Raw genomic sequence first — 22,561 nt, 5'->3', positions numbered from 1 at the left:
CCATAAAGTTACTAAAGGCCCGTATTTCTGGTTTTAAATGCTTTCCCTCTCGTTCCCCTTCAAAGGAGGGTCTTCACCTAGTCTAAATTATACCCTCTCATGCCTTCTTGATATGCCTTTTAAGAGTCACCCTATCCACGCGCGAACTATCTATTTTTTCCAAGATTGAGAAAATGTTTAACATTTTTTCCTGTTTGTTACTGATTTCCTGAATTACTTCATCTAATTTTCTGTTTCCACGCATAAATCTAATCAAGTAAGAGTATAATTCAATATATGTTCAGTAGGCATTCGCGTGTAAGATCTCAAGAATATCCAGGAGAGTCTCCTCAAGTGTCTTGCCTTTGGGTGGGTTTTCGATGACTGCCCCCACCTCGTCTCCGCGGGAGTTGAGGACGGCGATGTATGGGATGTTAAACACGTTAAACTCCTTGAGTTCGGGGGGTGATGGGGGGAACTTCCATTTCTCGTCAGCCGTGCTCGGGCGGGGGTTCTTGGCATCTCTCATAATATGTCCCAAGACCCTGACCGGGATTCCTGTGGCGTCCTGGATAAGCTTGAGGACAGGAACGTTCCTTCTGCAGTCAATACACCATTCCGCCGAGAAGACAAATATATGAGCCATCTTTGCGTAGGTCTTAAGCTTCTCCGTGACCAGAGGGTTCAGCTTGTATTTTTGAAGGCGCTGGGTGAAGGCCTCAGTGGCGTTGCTGGGGGCCTCTAGATACTCTTCCACTGGTTTCGAGTGGGCTCTCAATTTATCGAGGTCGTGCATGATCTTCACCTTATGAGAATTAACTGTTTTCCTGGTGCTTAAATTCCTTCCTTGGTGTAGGGCATCTATATAGGCGCTGTCTTTTTTTATTTAGACCTATATTCATCTCGGGGTTGATTGTATCATGAGCAGGAGGGGCGCACAGGAGTGGGTCCGTAAGCTGCAGCTTACCGGGGGTTCTACCTATATTGTTTCCCTGCCGAAGGGATGGGTAAAGATGATGGGGCTGGGGAAGGGGAGCAACTTGAGTATTACTCAGATGGAAGATATGACCCTGAACCTAATGCCCAAGGGGGCGGGGATTGAGGAGGAGCTCCGGAAGGCGGTAATCGTAGTCTCCGATGAGATCACTCCAGAGAACGTGGTGAGGCGAGTGGTCTCAGCGTATCTCATTGGATACAACTTTATCCATATTAGGAACCCCCTTAAGCGGATCGATCTGGCCCATAAGCTAGCTGTCAAGGATTTTACGAGGAAAAAGCTCATCGGAACAGAGATCGTCTCAGATCTCCCCAGGGAGTTGACGTTGCAAGTGCTGCTGGGCCGGTCTGAGCTTTCAGTGACTGATGCCCTGAGGAGAATGAGTGTCATAGCGGCGTCTATGCACCGGGAGGCGGTGAGCGCCTTAGGGGCCGATGATACCCGCCTTGCGAGGGAGATCATGGGTATGGACGACGAGGTGGACAGGTTTGGACTATATATCATCAGGCTCCTGAAGGAGACAGCAGTGGATCCTTACTCGATCCAGGAAATCGGGCTTAAGTCGGCCCGAGAGGGGCTTGGGTACAGATTGATCACCAAGTCGGTAGAGAGGATGGCGGATCATGCAGTGAATATAGCCCAGAACAGCCTGACTCTGAAATTATCTGGGTTGGAAGACGATCTTATAGGGGGTCTTGGGCCTCTAAGTGATGAGGCTGTGAGGGTTTTTGAGGGCTCCATAGAATCACTCTTCGACTGGAGCTACGCCTCTGCGGAGGCGGTCATTGGGAGAGCGGAGAGGATCCGGGGAGAGGAGGCGGCGGTGGTTCAAAAGATCATCAAGAATGCATCACCGGGTGATGTACCTTCGTTAAGATTGATTGTAGAGAGCGTGATGAGGACCGCCGAGTACGGGGCTGACATTGCTGAGGTGGTGCTGAACCTGACCATCCGTGATGTGATCTGGTGAGCTAGTGGGAATCTTTTTTAGGGTAGCGATAGTCGAGATCGATCTGTCCATGGGGTCGTGGTCTAGCTTGGTCTAAGATTCGCGGCTCGGGTCCGCGAGGTCCCCGGTTCAAATCCGGGCGTCCCCACCAGTCGGTGAGTCTTCTTTATTCTGGCGCTTTTCCGTACTCAAAGCAGAACTTTGCTTTTAGGCCTTTTTCGGGCTATTAGAGAGGCATTGGAAACCCTCTTTCTTACCTTGACCCTTTATCCTATTCGCTACATCCTGCAGCTCATTCCCTATGTCCTTGGCGACTACTTTTGACCCTCTCTCTTGCTCAGTCCTGGGTCACCACCTCGAGTGTCCTCCTCGCATTCCTCATCACTGCGAAGATTTTAGAGGCTGATTGGATTGCCTGATCCTGCGTCTTCTCCTAGAGAGATCCACGCCTTCGTTCTTCCTCTGGGCGGTCATCGAACTTCACCTTTAGCAGAAAATATTATTATCCGTAATCCCCGCTCCGTCCTTCTTACAGAACCCTAAATCAAAAAAATTATCATCTTCTCCCAAGAAAAAAGGAGATCAGTCGAGGATTGACTCATAGACTCAGGTTGCGGAGCTATCCTCTATGAAAATCTCAGTACGCCTTTTCAATGAGGAGCTGAAATCCACAAGGCAAATTAGCGTCAAGTGCGTCGATGTCCACAATCCCAACCTTGTTCCCAGCTACCAGAACTTCGATTAAAAATATCTTAAGGCTCTCCCTCGGGCGGATCGAGAAAACGCAGCTCTGGGGACTACAAGATGGATGCCTTCCGGCTCAGCCGAATGCGAGAGGTGCTCGCAAAGAGGGACCTGAAATCTAGATATACCCACCACTTCAACCAGTCTTACACCCAAGGTCTATCCAGAGCGTCTAGTCTACATCTACGAGAAGTTAGTTCCCATCCTCGAAGACTCTTGGGTTCGCCTTAAGACCCACACCGACGATCCGCTAGTTCCCGACTCCGAGGGTCTCTTCCCAGCATTCATTACCCCCGGGCAGATCATGGAACTCCCTGAGGTCGTCCAAGTGCCTATTTAATGATCCCCTTTTGCATTTGGATTAGGTATGAGAGTCAGGAGTGGAAATCTTCAAACAGATCGAGATGTTTGATTCTTGGATCTTCCACGCTACTTCAGAAACCTGCGGGGGTCTGCCCAAGGGACAGAGGTTACGACTAGGTGATACTGGAAGAAGGTGACACGGACATGCAGGCTGTCGTGAAGGCTTGGGATCGCCTGGGCTAAAACGGCTTCCCGAACACCGATCACGATGCAGTTCTCGATGGGAAAACCCATCATAGAACCGTCGCCTGGGCCTTCTCTTTTGGCTACCTCAGAGCTCTGCTTTCGACCCTCCAGTCAATCTCTCTGTAGTGATAGTTGCACCCGTCATAATTAAAAAAGAGGTGCCCCATTATTGAGGGATCCACCCATGGCGGATTCAATCAAGGAAGCGGTTGCCTCATTTCGCCGTTGGAGCGCAGCCTTCAACGCCCGTGACACCGATGCCCAACTGGCTGAGATGCATTTTCCACATCTCCGACTGGCGGGAAACAGGTTTCAATGGTGGAATACCTCTGATGACTTCACTGCGGCCCAGGAGGAGGTCACCCGGCGACTTGAAGAGGAGGGATGGTATCGCACGGCCACCATTTCGATCGATCCGGTACAAAAAGGGGATGACAAGGTCCATCTAGCAATACGTCAATCTAGGCGGCACGTGGATGATACAGAATATAATGCGTTTGACACCCTCTGGGTCTTTACCAAACTGAACGGCTGCTGGGGCGTTCAGCTTCGCTCATCTTTTCTGATGAACACTAGAGCCAGCGGATACGGTTCATCTGAGTTACCGTTATGAGCCATGATGCTAGCTTCTTTGTTAAAGATGCCTGAGTCACGTGTGTGCTCATTCTGATCCTATTCTCCTGCCAGACTTGGAGCCCTAGTGCCATTAATTTTCGCAGAAGATAAAACCAAATGATATTTTTAACGTGGATCGAAAAAGTTACTTCATCAAGTGCGGAACGTGAGAGAGAAACTTGGAGCTTTAGACTCTGATCAAATACAACCAGCCTTTGGGATATGCCCCGTTTATCTCTCGGTGCTAACTTCTTGCTCCATCATTTAAAATCGAACTATACACATTGAGGCCTTCTTGGCGTTCCTCTAAAGGAACGTACTTGCACCCGACGAGGCCACAAAACTTCCCGGTATAATCCGAGGAGGGCCGGTAGAGCATGGGCTTCACCGGGGGATTGGGGAACTTTTCCTCAAGGACGTGGGCACACCACCCCATTATCCTCGAGACCGCGAAGATCGAGGTGTAAAGATCGGGGGGGATCCCCATTACGTAGTAAATAGAGGCGCTATAAAGATCAACATTGGGGATTAGATCTCGGCCCTTTCTCTGAATGAACTCTCTCCTTGAGGCCTTCTCGATCCCCTGTGTAAGCGTGAACCACCTTGACTCCTCGGTTCTTTGGGCTAGTCTCTCAGACATTAGGCGCAGGATCTCTGCCCGTGGATCCATGGTCGTATAAACCGCATGCCCCATCCCCATAATTCGTTCCCCACGGTCAAGCTTTTTCTTTACCCACGATTCAGCCTCCTTTGGCTCCATGATCTCAAGTAAAGACTCCATGACTCTGGTGTTCGCGCCCCCGTGGAGCTCTCCTGAAAGTGAGCCAAGGGCGGCTGATACTGCAGCATAGATGTGAGCCCTAGAAGAGGCTACAACCCTTGCTGCGAAGGTGGAGGCATTGAAGCTGTGTTCTGCGTGGAGTATGAGGCAAATATCAAAATCCCTTGCTGTCGCTGGGTCGGGCTCCTCCCCGCTTAACATGTAAAGGAAATTGGCTGCGTGAGAAAGGTCCACTCTGGGCTCGATTATGGGTAGGCCCTCCCTTATCCTTCCCCATGTGGCAACAATAGTGGCTGTTTTAGCGACGAGACCTGCTGCCCTTTGGGAGTTTATCTCCTTTGAATCGTCCCTAAGTCCGGGGTCATAACCTGCGAGCATTGCTATTATACATATTAAGACATCCATGGATGATGTCTGCTGAGGTAAGCGCTTCATATGGTCTAGGACAGTATTGGGGAGCTTCCTTTTACTAGCAAGGATCGCAGTGAACTCCTCGAGCTCTTTGTTAGAAGGCATCTTATCAAACAAGAGAAGGTAGGAGACCTCTTCGAAGGTTGACCTTGTGGCGAGGTCTTGGATGTCGTAGCCCCTATAGAAAAGTTTTCCCAGTTCCCCTTTGATGAGACAGATGCTGGTATTCGCCACTGGAACCCCTCGTAGCCCTCGATCCTTAGTTTCGAACTGAGACTCCATTTCATTTAGCTTAATTAAACCGTGCGATAAAAACCGGAAGAATTAGCGATTATAATTGTATATGCAATCTTCACCATAGAAGTACATTGTTCCGTTCTAACTCCTAGGGGATGATCCGGGGATCGATACGCGTGAGGCATTTCTCACTATTTATCTTATGTGGTTAATGGGTTCTTTTGTGAGTAAAATAAATCGAGATTTTGTTTTTGCTCCCATGATGGTACATGACCTCATTTTTAAGATTTAATTAAGTCCTTTTTGAGATATCCCCATATTTGTTCTGGTCGTTTCATTTCATCTTTTTTTTGTAAGGTTAATTTTTCACCAAAAAAACTTGATCAAATTATATTGACTAATGCAAGTAAGAAGGTTTAAAGGTCATCGATTTTATGTAAAACCATGAAAGATAATCTTTATTTTAGACAAATTCTTTCATTAGTTTTTTACTTGATTTTCTGGGTAATGAGATTTAACGTTGATTTTAATATACACTTTCCCCTATTGGTGATTTATATTATCCCACTTATTTATTATATATTGTATGTTGATGACTTACCTATAGTAAATATAGATAATATAATTTTTTGTATGTTTAGTGCTTTATATTTTATAATTATTATAGTTTTTTTTATTCCTAAAATTATTGGTGGAAACATATCTCCTATAATTTATCAAGCGACATTAGAAGAAGGATTTTTTCGTTTATGTATGTTGGGAATATGTAAAAAATACCTATCTTTTAATTCCCCCATATCTCTTTGGATAGTATTACTAATTAATAGTATTTTATTTGCATTTTCTCATACTGTTTATAATCCAGTACAAACATTAACTCTTATACAACTAGGTATTATTTATGGGCTAATTTATCTAAGTGTAGGTATTGGACCTACAATTATCTCACATTCTCTCTGGAACTTAAATCATAATATATTCTTCATTTATCCCATACTTATTCCTGCTTCAGGTATAGTTATTTACTCTTTGATAAAAAAAATCTCTCATAACCCAGTTAATTTCAAACTAGCATTTAATAATTATTTTAAACTCTCAAAATAAACATTTATACTATCCATCTCACATAAATTATCTTTAAACATCTACAACTATTTTTCCTTTGAATAATTTTAACAAATATTTCCTTAAATATCATACAATAACTCCTTATTTAATTAAATCACTCAATTTTTCCATTTCTCGAAAGTATTAAATAAGAAAGCAGGTACTCAACCTTGATCAAAATGTCGAATCAAGATAAAACACTTCAAACAGTATCAATTGCATTGATCGTTGTCGCCGTACTTCTATCTCTAGTTTCCTATAATGCCATTGGAGGCATAAAGCAACAAGTCGCTGACTTGGAGACGCTGAGTACTTCAATAAGTGGCGATGTAGGAACCTTAGCCTCCTCTATTGACGCTTTAAGCGCTGCTATAGAAGAGCTCAGTGACCGTCCAGTTCCCACACCTTCCATAACTCCTGCGCCAGCTCCTGCACCTAGCCCTGCTACCGCAGATGAGGACAAAGTGGTATTGAGAATCGGGTACAATTCCGCTCCTCGAGACTTTGACCCCCCTCACTATGGAAATGACTTCCTGAATGGTATAGACCAGTTGGTCCATGAACCTCTATTCAGGATGTGGTGGGGACCTAGTGGAGAGATTATCTTCAAGCCTATTATAGCTGAATCATATGAACAGGTAGATGAATTGACCTGGGACTTTAAAATCCGGGAAGGACTCAAGTTCAGTGACGGAACGGAACTAGACATCCAGGACGTCTACTGGAGCCTTTCAAGGGACGACCCAAGACCAGGCAACATGATCTGGTCATTAGACGCAAGAATTGAGTCCTACGAGATCATCGATGACTGGACAATACGCATGGTGACTAAAGTCCCCATGAACAACCTCTTTGCGTGGCTTTGTCAAGGGTGGACAAATATCGTCTCCTATGACTGGGTTGTTGAGACCGATAACATAAACAATTATCCAATGGTTGGAATTCCCCCTGGAACCGGTCCTTGGAAATGGTATGATATAGAGCCAATGGTTTATGCAAAAATGGATCTCAACCCGCACTGGAGAGGAAACAAACCCCGAATTGATGAGATCGAAATTTACGCGGCCGTAGATGATACTGCCCGTGTGATGGCTTTCGAAGCCGGTTCATTCGACTTCATCTTCCCAACACCAATCGAGGCAGTTGAATCACTTGAGGATGCTGGTTACAAGCTATGGATAAAGCCGACTCCAATCATGCAGCAAATACAAATGAACAGTGCTTATCCTCCTACTGATGATATCCGAGTAAGGAAGGCCATTACCCACGCCATAAATCGTGAGGAACTGGTGCCTGTTATCTGGGGTAAATACGCTTCAGTTATTGACTCTCCTGCACCTGTGGGTACGTCTGGATACAAGAGTCATAAGGTGTATGACTACGATCCTGCGAAAGCAAAGGCGCTGCTTGCAGATGCCGGCTATGCTGATGGGTTAGAGGTTGACTTCTATGTTACATCAGGAAGAGAAAAGCACCTTGAGGCTGCAACCGCAATAAAAACTTATCTAGCGGATGTTGGAATCACTGCAAACCTTATACTGGCGGAAAGAGCGGCCATGAACGCCCTTACTAGAGGAGCACGTGCCGACTACTTAGAAGGAAAGACTCCAGAGTTCCAGTTCCATCTAAACTTCAGAGGTTGGCATGCTGACACGCTTTGGGCAGGAGACGATCTGTTCTCACTGTACTACAGTGAACAAAGCAATAACCGATGGTATAACGAAAATCCAGAGCTTGATGCTCTACTGGACTTAGCCATTTCCACAGCACCATACGCAGAAAGAGTCACGGCTAGTGAAGAAGCACAGGTAATATGGATGGAAAATGCTTACGGAGTCATGTTGTATGCTGCACCTTATATCTATACAACTGTTCCAGAGCTTGAGAACATCTATACTGAACCAAACGTTTACGTGTGGTTCGCCGATTCTTACTTCGAAGACTAGCTCGGCTGAAAGCAAATGGCCACCTCTCCTTTTTCTATTTTTATTAAAGACCTAGTTACAGAATATACTGTTGAGAAAAGATCATTAAAAGCAGTTGAAGGTGTGGACCTCCAAATTAAGGAAGGGGAGGTCATGGGACTAGCAGGTGAATCAGCTTGCGGTAAATCAACGCTTGCATATTCTATACTTCGACTATTACCTGCGAATGGTCATGTTACACAAGGGGAAATTCAGCTAAATGGAAAAAATCTCATTAACTTAACAGACGAAGAATTTAGAAGAGTTAGATGGACAGAGCTCTCCATCATCTTCCAGGGGGCAATGAACGCACTCAATCCTTGTATGACTATAACCGATCAAATATCAGAAGCTATTAGGGCACATGAAGAAATTGGAAAAGAAGAAGCTAACGGAAGATCTATTAACTTACTTTCAGAAGTTGGAATTTCAGAGAGATTTTCCCAAAGTTTTCCACATGAATTAAGCGGAGGGATGAAGCAAAGAGTCATGATAGCTATGGCACTTGGTTGTGACCCTTCATTTTTAATCGCTGACGAGCCCACAACTGCACTCGACCTAATCGCCCAGAGAAATGTGTTACAAGTTATGCGTAATATCCAAGAACGTATGAGTCTTTCAGTTTTATTGATTAGTCATGACCTCTCTGTGATTGCTCAGATGGCAGATAGATGTACCATAATGTATGCTGGTAAAGTAGTTGAAACGGGTCAAGTGAATACAATTTTTAATGACGCAATTCATCCTTACACTCAAGCGTTGGTCAATGCTTTTCCAGACATCCGGTCTACAAAAAAAATAGATGGTATTTCAGGGGATCCTCCCGATATGATGAACCCTCCAAATGGCTGTAGATTCCACCCAAGATGTTCATTGTATAACTCAAAAGGAACCCCAGAAATCTGCAGGACCATTGACCCGGTTTTGACTGAGAAACAAAAACATCCAGTTGCTTGTCACCTGGCGGAATGATATGCCTATGGCAAAAAATATTGTGGAAGTCAAAGACCTTGAAAAATGGTTCGTTCTAAGAGGCGGATTCCTAGACATTTTGAGAGGAAAAAAAACTTACGTTAAAGCCGTTGATGGCGTAGATTTTACTATTAAAGAAGGAGAAGTTTTAGCCCTGGTAGGCGAAAGTGGATGCGGCAAGACCACGATAGGACGAGTAATCCTAAATTTGACCCCCAAGACCGGCGGTAAGGTTTTCGTTAATGGCATTGATCTTGACTCTTCCCAGCGGGATGAACTAAAGTTTAGACGCGAGATTCAAATAATCTTACAGGATCCTTTTGGATCCTTGGATCCTCGAATGCGAGTCTATGATATTATTGGTGAATCCATACATGTTCACAAACTCGCAAAAACTAAAGAGGAAAAAAATAATCTCATCATCAAAAGTATGGAAACTGTAAATTTGGTTCCTGTTGATGATATAATTACTAAATATCCAAACGAGCTGAGCGGGGGCCAAATGCAACGTGTTTCAATTGCAAGAGCTTTGGTTCTAAATCCAAAACTCCTAATTTGCGATGAACCTGTATCAATGCTGGATGCTTCGATTCAAGCTAATATTCTAAATTTTCTACTCTCAGTTCGTGATAAACTCAATCTTTCTATGCTTTTTATCACACACGACTTGGCCGTTGCAAGATATGTTTCAGATCGCATAGCGGTTATGTATCTTGGAAAAATAGTTGAAACCGGATTAACCGATGAAATAATTAATACCCCGTTGCATCCGTACGCTCAAGCATTATTTTCAGCTGTGCGCTCGCCAAATCCAAAAATAAAAGTTCAGGAAATCAAAATTAAAGGCGAAATATCTGATCAAATCGACACTCCTTCAGGATGTAGATTCCATCCGAGATGTGTATTAACAGAGGATCAAGGCAATCCTGAAATCTGTAGAACCGTTGAACCTGAATTAGTAGAGAAACAGGGACACCTTGCAGCATGCCACCTAGTGCAGTAATATTGAGAAAGTAGGGACATTAAATAAACACCTCTCCTATGACCTCTATAAGTTATTAATTATATACTATTAGAAATGAATATTTTTAAAGTATTTTTACTCCTTTTCACTCTCTAGATAGTAATATAATCATACTCTATTTGACTAACATTTTGAATTTTGATGAACAATTTAGAACCTACATAATATAGAAATTATGATAAAAACTTTATATTTAAACTGACAAAAATCTTATAAGAATCACAAACCGTTATTGAATGGTTATATGTGGAAATATATTCTAAAACGTGGTCTATACCTAATCCCGACACTTCTTGGAATTAGCCTAATCGTTTTTACCCTCGTCAGATTAATCCCCGGTGACCCGGCAGAAATAATTCTTGGGCAACGGGCTACTGAAGATGTTATCGTTATTATACGACGTCAAATGGGCTTAGACCGGCCTATCTACGTTCAATATATTATATGGCTAAAAAATTTACTAACAGGGAATTGGGGCAAATCATTAATATCAAACGTTTCTACAACGTATTTATTACGCAATAGATTTCGCTACACGATAAACCTAGCTATTTTTTCCATGTCTTTGGTAACTGCAGGTGGATTATTTCTCGGAGTCATCTCAGCCTATAAAGCTGGTTCACGGATTGATAAATTCATAAGATTCATGGTAATTTTCGGTTGGTCCCTTCCGTCTTTCCTCGTTGGAATAGTTCTAATTTATCTTTTTGCATTGAAGATTAAATTGTTTCCCGCATTTGGCGCGGGGGAATTAAGGCACCTTGTTTTACCGGCTTTAGCTACCTCAGTAGGTGGTATAAGTTATATCAGCCGAATTACCCGAGGTAGTTTACTGGAAGTTGCAGGTCAGGACTTTGTAAAAACTGCAAGAGCAAAAGGTCTAAAAAACAGAAGAATTTTAATTTCACATATTCTCCGAAATGCTCTATTACCTATAGTTACCGTCCTGGGTATGTCCTTTGGATGGGCCCTAAGCGGGTCATTCATTGTCGAAACAATCTTTTCCTATCCTGGCCTTGGGTTTCTAACAACCCAAAGCGTATCAATGAGAGATTACCCTGTTGTTCAGGGATGTATCCTGTTTATCGCCATTATTTACAGTTTAACAAACCTAGTTGTAGATGTGTTATATGTATATTTAGACCCTAGGATCCGTTATGAGAGGGGAATATAAATGGAAAGGCGGAACATTATAGGTGAACTATTCAAAGCTGCAAAAGGAGAACCCACTATCATTTTCGCGTTAAGTATCGTTTTCACGTTAATCCTTTTTGCTGCATTTCCTCAATTTCTTGCTCCCACAGGGTACGAGCGGGTAGATCTAGCAAATAGACTTGTACCCCCAGGTCCGAAATATTTTCTTGGATCAGATTTTGTTGGGCGAGATATTTTATCTCTAATCATCTGGGGGAGCAGAGTTGCCTTAATGGTGACTGTTATCCCAACCCTCATTTCCGCAACGATCGGCATAGCACTTGGAATAATATCTGGATATGTTGGGGGCTATGTTGATGATGCAGTTATGAGAGGAGTAGACATTCTAATGAGCTTTCCAGGGTTGCTTCTTGCATTAGCTATTATCAATGTATTAGGTCCTGGACTCTGGAACGCTATGTGGTCAGTGACGATAGGGAGAATCAGCGGTTACACGCGATTATCGAGAAGTCTAACCTTCTCGGTTAAAGAGACCGGATATATAGAATACGCCAGGGCTTTAGGCTCAAGTAGGAACCGCATTATGGTCCGTCATATCTTCCCAAATATTCTAACGCCAATCATTGTACAAATGACCTTTAGTATGCCTGGAACTCTTTTGAGCGTAGCCGGTCTCAGCTTTCTGGGACTTGGTCCAAGTCCTCCAACTCCTGACTGGGGAGTCCTCATGCAACAATCAAGAGCATATTTGGTCTACGCACCATGGGCCGCCGTAGTCCCGGGCTTAGCTATTTTTCTGGTGGCTTTCTCGTTCAATACAATAGGAGAGACATTAAGGGATATAATAGATCCAAGAAGAAAGTACTTGAAACTATAGTTCTTTCTGGATTATCTATTATACGCAAAGTCAATGTATACCTATTAACTACAAAGCTCCTGACGCGGTATGTACAAATATTCGTTTTTACTCAAATGGTAAGCTTTAATCATGTCTACAACTTTAATTCAATACGTTTTATGTAACAAGTAGAGTCGTGTTCAAAATAGCCCGGATAAAGGATTCTATTGAATCAGATATCGCGGACACCATTACGACAATTGCTCCTATTGAAGTGTAGACCCAATGAGGCATCGTGGTTAAATAAATAACGTTGATATTTCTAGGGAGTGTAATGAAAAAGGAGATAGTAGCTAAGAGACTTAAAAGCCCTCCGAAGAACGAAATATCCTGTTTTTTCCAAAATTGACTAGATAAACTTATGACTGCACCAACTGTACAGAATAACCCTAATAGTGATGCCATGGGATCATAGAAAAATTTGTTATTCGCGCCTAAATATATTTTAAGTGGGACTATTTCTCGGATGAGCCCAGGACGTGAAGTGCTCGAAGTTACATTCAATGTGTATTTAATTAAAAATGGTGAAGCTTCAGCTAAGGTCTCGCCGTGATATCTATCTGTTTCATTTGCATAATAACTCCACTTAGCCGAATATGATAACCAGGGACCAGATAACCCAATAAATATTAATATGATACCAAGAGCTGTACCGAAAAATAAAGATCTTGGGTTCATCATTACTCCCACAACTCCCCAATTGTCTCTTATTACGTTTATCCTTATTTATGCGCGCGAATATTGTTTCTTTGCATTAGGGTGGTAGAAATCATAATAAGTGAAAAAAAATCATCTTAAATAACCGTATCTTACCCAATAGTTCATTTCACTCATTTTATTGGATAATATGAATCGGATTTTGATTTCCACAACAAAAAACTTAAAATATTTTTTATAGGTTTGACCTATATTTCTGTCAGTGAATTTTTTTGGATGAATTTGATTTTCTCATCAATAACGCCTTAATTGTAGAGGGAATGGGGAAAGACCCCTATAAGGGGTCTATCGGCGTAAATGGGGATAAAGTGGTTGCCCTAGGCGATGTAACTGGGGACGCTAAAACGGTGGTGGATGCCAGGGGATTGACAGCACTCCCCGGATTTATAGACGCTCACAGCCATTTTGACCAAACGGTTCTATGGTATCCTGATTGTGAGAATGGCATTATGCAGGGAATTACGACCTTCATTGGTGGTCAATGTGGGCAATCCATGGCCCCTGTTAGTGACCAAGGAATGATGCCCGTGATGCTCAGCGACTATCTCTCCGAACTTGACCCCTACAAATACCATCCAAACAAGCGTTTCTATTCAATTGATCAAGTGAATGAATGGATGGACAAGGTCTTTGGATGGAAAATAACCTGGAGTACCATGAAAGGCTTTCTCAATAAAGTAGAGGAGATCGGAATATCAATGAATTATGCACCTCTCGTCGGGCACGCCACAATACGCCGACACGTTATGGGACTTGACTCGAAGCGCGCCTCCACAAAGAAGGAGATGGGGGAAATGAAAGACCTTATTGTGGGTGCTATGGAGGACGGATGCATCGGGATGAGTGCAGGCTTAGATTACGATCCAGATGTCTATGCAACAACCGAGGAACTGGTTGATGGGGTTTCTGCATTAAAACCATATAATGGGATTTATTGCCCCCACTGGAGGAAAACAGGTCTCAGGACCGGCGTTACTAGTGGACGAAAACCCTCAGAGCCTATTAGAGGGATACTTGAAAGCATCGAAATTCATAAAGAAACGGGGGTTAGACTCCATCTAGCTCATCTCAGATCAGGTTGGACCATTATTCCAACGCCACCAGAAGAATTAGAAAGAGCGAACATTAAGGTTACCCTCGATACAATTGCCCGAGAATCCGAGAACGAGCTTGATATAACTTGGGATACAATACCCACTATGATACGGGGAGGCTTTACATGGATCGGCCCCTATCTTGCCTCCCTCCTCGAGCCTTGGCTCCGGACTCTAGGGAGCAGAGAGAACCTTAGCAAATGGCTAAAGTCCAAGGATTTCAGGGCAGAGATTAAAGATGTCATCATGAGTGGCTCCTGGAGCTGGGTGATATACTGTAGCCCAAATTTCAATCCTAAATGGGCAGAGACCATTTACATCATAAAAAGTAGGAGCCCCGGAATAGATGGAAAGACCATTGCTGAAATAGCCGCCGATAGAGAAGCCGATCAACTTGAGACCTTTTTCGATATAATCACTGAGGATCACGAGACTTTGATGTATCCCGATACATCTGGAAGAAAGGCTTGGGAACGAGAAAGTCATAACCTATTCTATATCCATCCCTTAGGAAGCGTTGGACTCGACACATGGGCAATAGATAGTAAATACTCCTCCCCGAATCCACCGTATACACGACGAGGAATCAATTCCTACAGTGCATTTCCTTTATTCCTCATCAAATACGTTAGAGATGGTAATCTTTTCACACTTGATGAAGCCGTCCAGAGAATCTCTAGGACCGCAGCCCGAGTACACAACCTTCAAGGTCGTGGTATCCTTAGGGAGGGTGCATACGCCGACATTGTACTATTGGACTTGAAGAATCTCAGAATAACCGGAACGGAGTTAGAGCCCAGAACATATGCGCAAGGAATAGAATATGTTTTCACCAATGGCATTCCGGCAGTAAAAGGTGGAAAACTAACCGGAGAGAGGCCTGGAAAGATCCTGAGAAGAAGCAATTAACATCAACTTTTCCCTTTTTCCTGCAAATAATGACCAAGATGTATTAATAATAATATAAAAAAATTAAAATATTGTTTCTAATGATTAAATTGATTCTAAGTTAGAGCTTTTCTGATATACAAAAAGATTATTTATATTAGTTAACTGTTGATAGCAATGGGTTTCAGATTGAATGAAATGAAAGATAAAGTAGTTTTAGTCACGGGCTCTGGAAGGGGGTTTGGTCGGGGAATGGCGGTCGCTTATGCTCGTGCTGGGGCTAAGGTCGCAGGCTGCTCCCGTACAAGTTCCGAGTTGGAAAGTATGGCGCAGACCATCCGCTCTCATGGAGGCGAGGTAACAATTTATCCCATGGATCTCTCTAACGAGAAAGAAATTTATGAAATGAGAGATGATATTCTAGATAAGTATGGAAGACTCGATTGCCTTGTTAACAATGCCGCAACCAGCCTATGGAAAACATTTGATCAGATGACCGTAAAAGACTGGGACCTCACTTTCAACGTTAATATCAGATCGCAATTCATTTTATCAAAAGCATTTTTTGAAACCATGAAGAACCAAGGCGGTGGCAGCATTTTAAACATCACGTCACGATCAGCCGAAGTAGGATTTGTTGCTGAAATAGGCTATTGCCCAACTAAGTATGCTATCGAAGGATTAACTCAATGTTTAGCAATGGAGTTAAAGCAATACAACATTGCGGTGAATTCTCTAAACGTGGCTTCTCCCCCCGGAAAACGATTGAAACCCACTGAACTGACGCTCGCAGAAGCCTCAGCGATGCCCGATGAGATGCAAGAAAGATACGCCGACGATGAATCTTTGGTTGAAGCTTTCCAGGAAGCTTGGGTTTTCTTGGCTCTTCAAGATGGTTCTGGTATTACCGGGCAGAGATTAGGTACAAGAGAAGTCGCGGACTATCTAAGTCGAAATGGAAGAGAGGCTGCTCTAGCAAACTGGACCAAGAAATTAACACAAGCTGTCTATGTAACTTACGACCTTCCGAAAAGCGTACGTTACCAAACTCCGGAAGGTGGAATTAAAGAATTAGAGTTTTACTAATTACCCCTCTTTTTATATTATATTTTTTTTGCGTGCTCATTAATTATTTTTTCTTAATAACCGGTAAAGTCATTAATGCAAAAATCTAAGCTCTCAGTTTACTACTGGATAAAATTTATTCTTAGTTTTTCAAGCATCTATTGATTCTTCTTCAATACCCAAAGCGTTATTGTACCCGAAAGTAAGCCAAGGATAATCGACTCTGTACCAAATCCCGGAATACCGGAACTTTTTTTCGTTTCAATCCACTCATTTTTTATTGTTCCCGCTAAGAGTCTTCCTTCCGGAATTGTAGTTATTCGAACCTCATATTCATGATCCAGTTCTAAATCTAGTTCTACAAGAGTGGCTACTGCCTTTGCGCCTTGTCCAATGATATACTCTACTTTTTTATCGTCGGTTAAATCATACAAGACGATTTCAATGATATCTCCCGGCATGCTAACATTTTTTCCGGCAACATTCTTCCCGACACCACCAGGAAGTAAGGGATCGAATGATCCAATTGACTGAATTTGAGCAACTACTGTTACATCCCAGTTGGATATCTCCTCTCCACTTTCACTTATTAAACCCTCAAGTCGGAAAGTATATGGGGATTCACCCTCAAAACTTTCCTCCTTCGACTCATCTGCAGGCTGAGCATTAGCGATCCAAACAATTGTAAAACCTGATGTCACTGAAAACACGATAATTACCAACGCTAGTATTGTTTTAGTAGCTTTCATCATTACTAGGAGAATTGTAATCCAAACCCTTTTAACTTTTTCAATAGAAGAAATTTATTTCCAGTGCCTTCAATTCGCGCACTAATTTTATCCAAAGAAAAAGTCCATGACTTAAATTATCACTCGCAAGGGTTGTCAGCCAAAGGCTAAAGAAAAACATGAACTAGCCAGACCCATCTAAACCCCCTTTTTTTAGGTTTTTTTTAAGGAGACTGTTTTATCCTCCATATCCTAACTGGGAAGACCTTTATCATCAATCGTTCCTCTCATCTGATCGGGATGTTACCCAAAGTCTTGGGAGTCTATGCCTTCCCTTGGAAGGGAAGGAACACTCTGAGCCTCCTCCAAGTCGCCTTCAACGCTCACCGGGAAACCAAAGCAGAGGTTACCCGCGCACTGAGCTAAACTTTAAGAGTAGAGTGAGATGGTCAAAATAGCCACCATAAAGGGTTCTACTAAGGCAGTTTCCATCGGTGGATTCAATGGTGTTACCGTGAATGATGTAGACGAGCTTCTGAGAAACCTCAAAGATGCCATCGGCCCGGCCGGCTTCCAGGTATTCAATGCCGCTAGGATCGCAGGGTGGAGGCACCTTTACATGGCTGCAGTGAACGCGGTAGGCGCCATTGAGGCGGGATCGGCAATTTCCCGGGGGCTTAGTATCGAGGTACTGCTCTATGTGTCATGCCAAGACCAAATCTCTAAGGCCTTGGACTTGGTTGGGATAGGCCCGGATACTAAGCAATTAGCCCTGATCGTGGTGGGAGACAGTCTCAGCGAAGCGGCTTTCAGGAAAGCATTTGATATCCTGGGAAAAGCCGACGATTCCGTCCTTGCTCTGGATGAAAAAAAGTTCCGTGAAATTACCCAAGTTTTTGGGGTCTTAGAAAATGAGCTCAAGGCAGTGGGCGGTGAACGCTATAGTGCTCTCACGAGCCTCCTGGTCGAGAAAGGTGCGCTACTTCCCCTGAGACGCTAGTTCCGCCCGCTCTTTCTGAACGCTGAGTATCCCGTCCCTGGGGATCACCGCTACACCAGTCCTCTTCCCCACGATCTCCACCAAAACCACCCAGTCGGGCTCACCTAGGTCCACTCTTCGGTCGATCCTTTCAGCGACGGTGTCAATGACCTCCCTGCTCCGCAGTTTCGTTCTCCTCTTCTCCAAGGTCACCCTGAAGGACTCGTCCCTGGGGATTTTCTCCGCGAGCCCCCGAGCCTTCTCCACGATCTCACCTATCTCCGTGGGAACCGTGGCCTCAACTGGGATGACCCTGAGGAGGTTTTTGAAACTCTCAGGTCTCTCTCGGATCTCCCCCCTTATCCCTCGGATGGCGTCTAGGGGACCGATGATGGTCTCCGCAGCGATGAGCCCCTTCACCCTGGTCTTGTAAACCCTGGGGGTCTTGTCTCCCACCGCCCTGAGGAGCATCCAGAGCTCGCTACACGCGGCGCTCATGCTCCATATATCTGATGTGGCGAGGAGATCGGGGTCATTGATCAAGGCGGTTATACAGATGACCCTACCTTTTTTATATCAATGCCCCTCCATGCGTCTGAGGTTTCAAGATGAAGGTGGGTGCGCGTTGCGGCTACTGTCTCCTCCACAGAGGATACCAGCAGATACTTAGATCCACCGACGACGAAAAGGTACGCAGGAAGACCATGGAGGTCATCCTCCATCTCATAGCCGACATGTATGGATCCGATGCGGTTCCCGCCCTTATTGGAGCCTCGAGAGACAGGCGCGTCCACGAAGTCACCGGGTGCCTCGATTCCTACGCAGAGCTCAAGAGGCAGGCTAACCAGTCGGCTCTTGAGACCCTCCCCTCCTTCGAGGCCCTCGTGGCTAGCCAGCCACAAGAGGAAAGACTAAGGAAGGCTGCTCTCATCTCCTGCCTTGGAAACATCATTGAGTACGACGTCCCGGGGCACAGCTCTGACGTCAACGCCGCCTTTAAGAACATTTGCAACGAGGCTTTCACCATAGACAATCTGGATCAATTCAGAGAGCTCTTGGGGCCCCGCACCAACTTGCTTTATCTCACTGACAACGCAGGTGAGATCGTCTTCGACAAACTAGTGGTCCGGGAGCTTAGGCGTCTGGGGTGCTGGGTAGCCGTGGCTGTAAAGGGGGGGCCCAGCCTCAATGATGCTCTGATGGAGGATGCCGAGGCTGTGGGAATGGTGGGCGAGGCAGACCTAGTTATCTCAACAGGCACCGATGCGGTGGGGATCAATCTCTCTGAGGTCTCTCCTGAGTTCTTGGATGTCTATGGTTCAACGGACGTGATCCTTGCCAAAGGAATGGCCAACTGGGAGACTTTAACCGAGTATAGGGCCCCCTGCCCAACGCTATTCATTTTCAGGGCTAAATGTGATCCTGTGGCAACCTCAGTTGGGGTCCCTCTCAGGGAGAATGTCGCAAAGCTCGTGTCCCAGGGTTGGAGTCTCTAGGCGTCAAGTGCTGTATTTATTTGGGACTGCGTAATGGGCCCTCTTCTGATCACCCAGATTTGCTCCCCGCTTAAATTGAGGACAGTGGAGGGGATCGCTCCTGGGGTGGGACCTGCGTCGAGGACGAGATCAACCTCCTCTCCTATCTGCTGGATAGCCCCCTCTACGGTGGTAGGCGGAGCAATACCGGTCTTGTTGGCGCTGGTGCTCACGATGACCCCCCCGCTTTGCCTCGCGAGGCTCCTGGAGACCTCGTGATCGGGGACCCTGACTCCCAGGGTCTTGGCCCCATGGGTGACGTACATGCCATACTCCATGACCGCAGGGAGGACTAGCATAAGGGGCCCCGGCCAGAATCTCTCAGCGAGGCGCTCTGCTATGGGGTTAAACTCCACTACTTTTCTAGCCACCGTGACGCTGCTGCAGGCGAGGGGGAGGGGCTTTTTTCCCCTCCCCTTGATCTCGCAGATCCGCCTTGCGGCGTCATTGATCTGAGGGGCGCATCCTAGGCCGTAAACTGTCTCAGTGGGGTAGACGACAATGCCCCCTGTGCGGACGAGAGCAGTTGCTATCTTAATATGCTCTTCAGTGGCGGGGAGGACTTTCATCCGGTTGATTTCGGCTTTAAGGGACTTAAATATATGGCAGATGTGGAGTCATCAGGGCAACGCCTTTATGCAGAGGAAGATGGAATAGCATCTCGCCTCCTTGTAACCCCTTGGGATTTGCGTCTCTGTAGTTTTTAGTAGGACGAGGCAATCTATGGGAAATATGCCTTAGGGGCCAATACAGGCTCCCCGAAGCCTTTTCACCTGGTCTTTGCAGGCCATACGTCGCACCAGTTCTTCATTCTCAGCTCTTTTATGAAGCCGATTTTGGAATGCCTTCGCGAGTTTTCGATATGTTGGAGGTATATGGGATTAGTTTTGCCCCCGATTAGTAGAGGGCATCTTTGTCAAGGAGGTTTTGCATAGGTTTTCCATCGATGTAGCGGTGGATATTATCCACAAAGATCTCGGTGAGCTTCGAGTTCTCAGTGTCCGCGGTGCTAGCGGAGTGGGGGCTGATTATGACGTTGGGCATGTCCCAGAAGGGACTCTCGGGGGGAAGGGGCTCTTTCCAGAAGACGTCGGATGCGAGGCCCCCAAGGTGGCCCGATTGGAGGGCTCGAATGAGGGCAGGCTCGTCTACGACGGAGCCCCGAGCAATATTGATGAGCATGGAGCCCTCCTTCATTGCAATGAGCTCAGCTTCTCCGATGAGCCCCTGTGTCTCCTCTGTGTGAGGGCAGATAAGGACTACGTAATCAGCCTCACCTAACATAGGGTGGAGGTTTGTCCAGGGATGGAGCTTCTCAACATTGACGGAGGCAGGGGCGACTCCTTCTATATGGCGTTTAGTCCCTATGACTCTCATCCCTAAGCACTGCCCTAGACGGGCTACTTCCCTCCCGACCCTGCCCAGTCCAACCACGGCTAGCGTCTTGGTGCGGAGCTCAGTGGTGCTAGTGCGCGCCCAGTGATGGGCCGCCTTTTCTCGGGCCATATAGGCATAGTCCTTGATATGCATCAGCATTGCCATAAGGCAAAACTCGGCAAGGGGGGTTGCGTGCATCCCACTTGATGTGGTGAGGATGATGTCTGTCCCCGTGAGCCCAGTGCGCTTTGCTGATTGACCAATCCCGGCGCTAGGGGACTGGATCCATCTGAGCTTAGGGGCGAGTTCCTTTATAATGCTAGCGTACTGGCGATTGAGATATCCAAATATAATCTCAGCGTTGGATAGGTTTTCCAACCATCGCAGCTCCTGCTTGGGGGTGCGTTCTATGTGAGCACCGTGCTGGTCGTTGGGATATCGGAGCTTGCCCAGGATCTCGGGCTCGTAGATGATCTCCACCCGAGGGTCTGCCGTCTTTACTTTTTTGATGAGCTCAGGGGCGAGACGAAATGTGATGAAGATCTTTATGGGCTCTTTCATGGGGTTATTCTTATTCAGGATGCTATTAGGGGTTTTGCAGGGTCGCGCAACATATTTAGATGGGTCCAGGTTTTTCCTTCTTGGTCGGTGAGCCGGTGAGCGGCTGCCGGGCCAATGGCCTGAGGAAACTCCATCCACCGTGCAGGACCGCGACGCTGTGAGGCGTAGGGGGAGACCCCTGGCAACGGACAGAAACGATACCTCCCGTGGCATGCTTTGACGCCTTGGAGGCCGAGGACGCTACGGGTTTGGGTGAGACGGCTGACCCAGCGGGGTGAAAGGGCGAATAGGGGTCCGACGACCTCCTGCGGTAGGACCCGGGTAGCCCGTATAGCTGAATGCCGCTTAGAACAGAAGGTGGGTTACGGCCGGCACACCGACCAACCTATACCGGATATCCCCCAAAACTGGGTATTCGGTGTCTTATGGCACCTGAAGAAGCAGGGCTACTCAGAATACACGATAGCTTTTTGAGGAAAGCCCTAAAGATATTGGAAGTCGGATGCAGGTTAGATGACCCTGAACGTTTTAATGGTCTCATAGCAGAGATGGATGCGCGCGCGAGCCAGCTTCTTCATATCCCTATTGATCTGATCAATCCTAAGCGCGCGCATAAAACTTATAGTTTTTTAGTTGAATTCCTATTGAAACCAATGAGCATTTCAAATCGAACTTTTGTGATTTTGTTAGTTGTAATAATTATAGGTGGTGTCTTGGCTTTCGTTTACACGGTCCCTATTATCACTGAGTATTACCCAGATATTGAGCAGAGGGAAATAGGACTGGACGTAGGTTTTCTCCTTGAGGTAAACAACTATACTTTTTTTAATTTCACTTTTGAGGTTGATACGAAAGTCACGTTGTCAGTATCAGCTAGTAATACTGTTAACCTTTACATCATGACTCCAAACGAGTATTTCGTTTTTGAACGCGCGCAACTCTCGCTCCATGGAGTTACACCTAATAGAAAGATGGAAGACGTTCATTCTGGTATCTTTGAATATGAAGTAAAAAAGGATGACACTTTTTTCTTCGTATTAAGTAATCCACACTCTGGATTAGGTGGATTAGTAGAAGGCGATGATGTTTGGATCAATTCCTTTTCTATAACGTACAAAAAAGGGGTTTTCGCGAAGCATCGGATAACCATTATTGAATCTTTAAAAAAGTAACGCGGGCGCGTAACAAGAGGGCATTGAAGCAGTTATATTGGTAAAATACTGATACAATCACCT

20 protein-coding genes, 1 tRNA gene and 1 other RNA gene are annotated in these 22,561 nt (G+C 45.3%); 15 read left to right on the top strand and 7 right to left on the bottom strand.

Annotation, left to right across the window (positions count from 1 at the left end; all coding sequences use genetic code 11):
• Nucleotides 1-280 precede the first annotated feature (280 nt).
• On the bottom strand, nt 281-775 hold the full coding sequence (locus QGG23_04265) for a thioredoxin family protein (protein MDP6048641.1): 495 nt from the start codon (nt 773-775) through the stop codon (nt 281-283).
• 124 nt (nt 776-899) lie between these two features.
• Between QGG23_04265 and QGG23_04260 the strand changes: the two genes are divergently transcribed.
• The 3 genes from QGG23_04260 to QGG23_04250 all read left to right on the top strand — a co-directional run bounded on the left by QGG23_04260 (nt 900) and on the right by QGG23_04250 (nt 3,831).
• Nucleotides 900-1,946 (top strand): PhoU domain-containing protein, encoded by a 1,047-nt coding sequence (locus QGG23_04260; protein MDP6048640.1) that lies wholly within the window; start codon nt 900-902, stop codon nt 1,944-1,946.
• A gap of 51 nt (nt 1,947-1,997) precedes the next feature.
• Nucleotides 1,998-2,076: transfer RNA gene (locus tag QGG23_04255), tRNA-Pro, on the top strand.
• Nucleotides 2,077-3,402: 1,326 nt separating this feature from the next.
• Complete coding sequence (locus QGG23_04250) at nt 3,403-3,831, top strand: hypothetical protein (GenBank protein ID MDP6048639.1); 429 nt, start codon at nt 3,403-3,405, stop codon at nt 3,829-3,831.
• Between the two features lie 246 nt (nt 3,832-4,077).
• Here QGG23_04250 and QGG23_04245 read toward each other — a convergent pair whose 3' ends face one another.
• Nucleotides 4,078-5,307: a citrate/2-methylcitrate synthase gene (locus tag QGG23_04245; protein MDP6048638.1), complete on the bottom strand. Its 1,230-nt coding sequence runs from the start codon at nt 5,305-5,307 to the stop codon at nt 4,078-4,080.
• 1,241 nt (nt 5,308-6,548) lie between these two features.
• Here QGG23_04245 and QGG23_04240 point away from each other — a divergent pair.
• The 5 genes from QGG23_04240 to QGG23_04220 all read left to right on the top strand — a co-directional run bounded on the left by QGG23_04240 (nt 6,549) and on the right by QGG23_04220 (nt 12,361).
• Complete coding sequence (locus tag QGG23_04240) at nt 6,549-8,315, top strand: ABC transporter substrate-binding protein (protein ID MDP6048637.1); 1,767 nt, start codon at nt 6,549-6,551, stop codon at nt 8,313-8,315.
• 15 nt (nt 8,316-8,330) lie between these two features.
• Nucleotides 8,331-9,305 (top strand): ABC transporter ATP-binding protein, encoded by a 975-nt coding sequence (locus tag QGG23_04235; protein MDP6048636.1) that lies wholly within the window; start codon nt 8,331-8,333, stop codon nt 9,303-9,305.
• Between the two features lie 7 nt (nt 9,306-9,312).
• Nucleotides 9,313-10,308: an ATP-binding cassette domain-containing protein gene (locus tag QGG23_04230; GenBank protein ID MDP6048635.1), complete on the top strand. Its 996-nt coding sequence runs from the start codon at nt 9,313-9,315 to the stop codon at nt 10,306-10,308.
• 253 nt (nt 10,309-10,561) lie between these two features.
• Nucleotides 10,562-11,503, top strand: a complete 942-nt coding sequence (locus QGG23_04225; GenBank protein ID MDP6048634.1) for an ABC transporter permease — start codon at nt 10,562-10,564, stop codon at nt 11,501-11,503.
• Complete coding sequence (locus QGG23_04220) at nt 11,504-12,361, top strand: ABC transporter permease (protein MDP6048633.1); 858 nt, start codon at nt 11,504-11,506, stop codon at nt 12,359-12,361.
• A gap of 138 nt (nt 12,362-12,499) precedes the next feature.
• On the opposite strand, the gene QGG23_04215 is transcribed toward QGG23_04220, so the two are convergent.
• On the bottom strand, nt 12,500-13,063 hold the full coding sequence (locus tag QGG23_04215) for a hypothetical protein (GenBank protein MDP6048632.1): 564 nt from the start codon (nt 13,061-13,063) through the stop codon (nt 12,500-12,502).
• 248 nt (nt 13,064-13,311) lie between these two features.
• Between QGG23_04215 and QGG23_04210 the strand changes: the two genes are divergently transcribed.
• Together QGG23_04210 and QGG23_04205 are read left to right on the top strand one after the other, a co-directional pair.
• Nucleotides 13,312-15,102 (top strand): amidohydrolase family protein, encoded by a 1,791-nt coding sequence (locus tag QGG23_04210; GenBank protein ID MDP6048631.1) that lies wholly within the window; start codon nt 13,312-13,314, stop codon nt 15,100-15,102.
• 177 nt (nt 15,103-15,279) lie between these two features.
• Entirely contained in the window at nt 15,280-16,167 is an 888-nt protein-coding gene (locus QGG23_04205) for an SDR family oxidoreductase (protein ID MDP6048630.1), read from the top strand.
• 137 nt (nt 16,168-16,304) lie between these two features.
• On the opposite strand, the gene QGG23_04200 is transcribed toward QGG23_04205, so the two are convergent.
• Entirely contained in the window at nt 16,305-16,898 is a 594-nt protein-coding gene (locus QGG23_04200; GenBank protein MDP6048629.1) for a hypothetical protein, read from the bottom strand.
• A 276-nt stretch (nt 16,899-17,174) separates the two neighbouring features.
• Here QGG23_04200 and QGG23_04195 point away from each other — a divergent pair, with 276 nt between their 5' ends.
• Both QGG23_04195 and cgi121 read left to right on the top strand, forming a co-directional pair.
• A complete protein-coding gene (locus QGG23_04195) occupies nt 17,175-17,300 on the top strand; it encodes a hypothetical protein (GenBank protein ID MDP6048628.1) in 126 nt (41 codons plus the stop codon).
• Nucleotides 17,301-17,319: 19 nt separating this feature from the next.
• Nucleotides 17,320-17,874, top strand: a complete 555-nt coding sequence (gene cgi121, locus QGG23_04190) for a KEOPS complex subunit Cgi121 (GenBank protein ID MDP6048627.1) — start codon at nt 17,320-17,322, stop codon at nt 17,872-17,874.
• Here the strand turns inward: cgi121 and QGG23_04185 are convergent.
• The gene (locus tag QGG23_04185; GenBank protein ID MDP6048626.1) at nt 17,854-18,396 is read right to left on the bottom strand and encodes a THUMP domain-containing protein; all 543 of its coding nucleotides are present in this window, start codon (nt 18,394-18,396) and stop codon (nt 17,854-17,856) included. The genes cgi121 and QGG23_04185 overlap by 21 nt on opposite strands.
• Nucleotides 18,397-18,461: 65 nt before the next feature.
• On the opposite strand from QGG23_04185, the gene QGG23_04180 reads away from it, so the two are divergent.
• Entirely contained in the window at nt 18,462-19,349 is an 888-nt protein-coding gene (locus QGG23_04180; GenBank protein ID MDP6048625.1) for an ARMT1-like domain-containing protein, read from the top strand.
• Here QGG23_04180 and QGG23_04175 read toward each other — a convergent pair.
• Both QGG23_04175 and QGG23_04170 read right to left on the bottom strand, forming a co-directional pair.
• A complete protein-coding gene (locus tag QGG23_04175) occupies nt 19,346-19,957 on the bottom strand; it encodes an L-threonylcarbamoyladenylate synthase (GenBank protein ID MDP6048624.1) in 612 nt (203 codons plus the stop codon). The two genes, QGG23_04180 and QGG23_04175, sit on opposite strands and share 4 nt — an antisense overlap.
• Before the next feature lie 328 nt (nt 19,958-20,285).
• Nucleotides 20,286-21,326: a D-2-hydroxyacid dehydrogenase gene (locus QGG23_04170; protein ID MDP6048623.1), complete on the bottom strand. Its 1,041-nt coding sequence runs from the start codon at nt 21,324-21,326 to the stop codon at nt 20,286-20,288.
• 87 nt (nt 21,327-21,413) lie between these two features.
• Between QGG23_04170 and rnpB the strand changes: the two genes are divergently transcribed.
• Both rnpB and QGG23_04160 read left to right on the top strand, forming a co-directional pair.
• Nucleotides 21,414-21,703, top strand: an RNA gene (gene rnpB, locus QGG23_04165) — RNase P RNA component.
• 48 nt (nt 21,704-21,751) lie between these two features.
• Nucleotides 21,752-22,498: a hypothetical protein gene (locus tag QGG23_04160; GenBank protein ID MDP6048622.1), complete on the top strand. Its 747-nt coding sequence runs from the start codon at nt 21,752-21,754 to the stop codon at nt 22,496-22,498.
• Nucleotides 22,499-22,561: the final 63 nt, after the last annotated feature.

The sequence above is a fragment of the Candidatus Bathyarchaeota archaeon genome, from assembly GCA_030739585.1.
GTDB lineage: Archaea > Thermoproteota > Bathyarchaeia > TCS64 > TCS64.
This window is presented reverse-complemented; position numbering and strand designations above follow the sequence as displayed.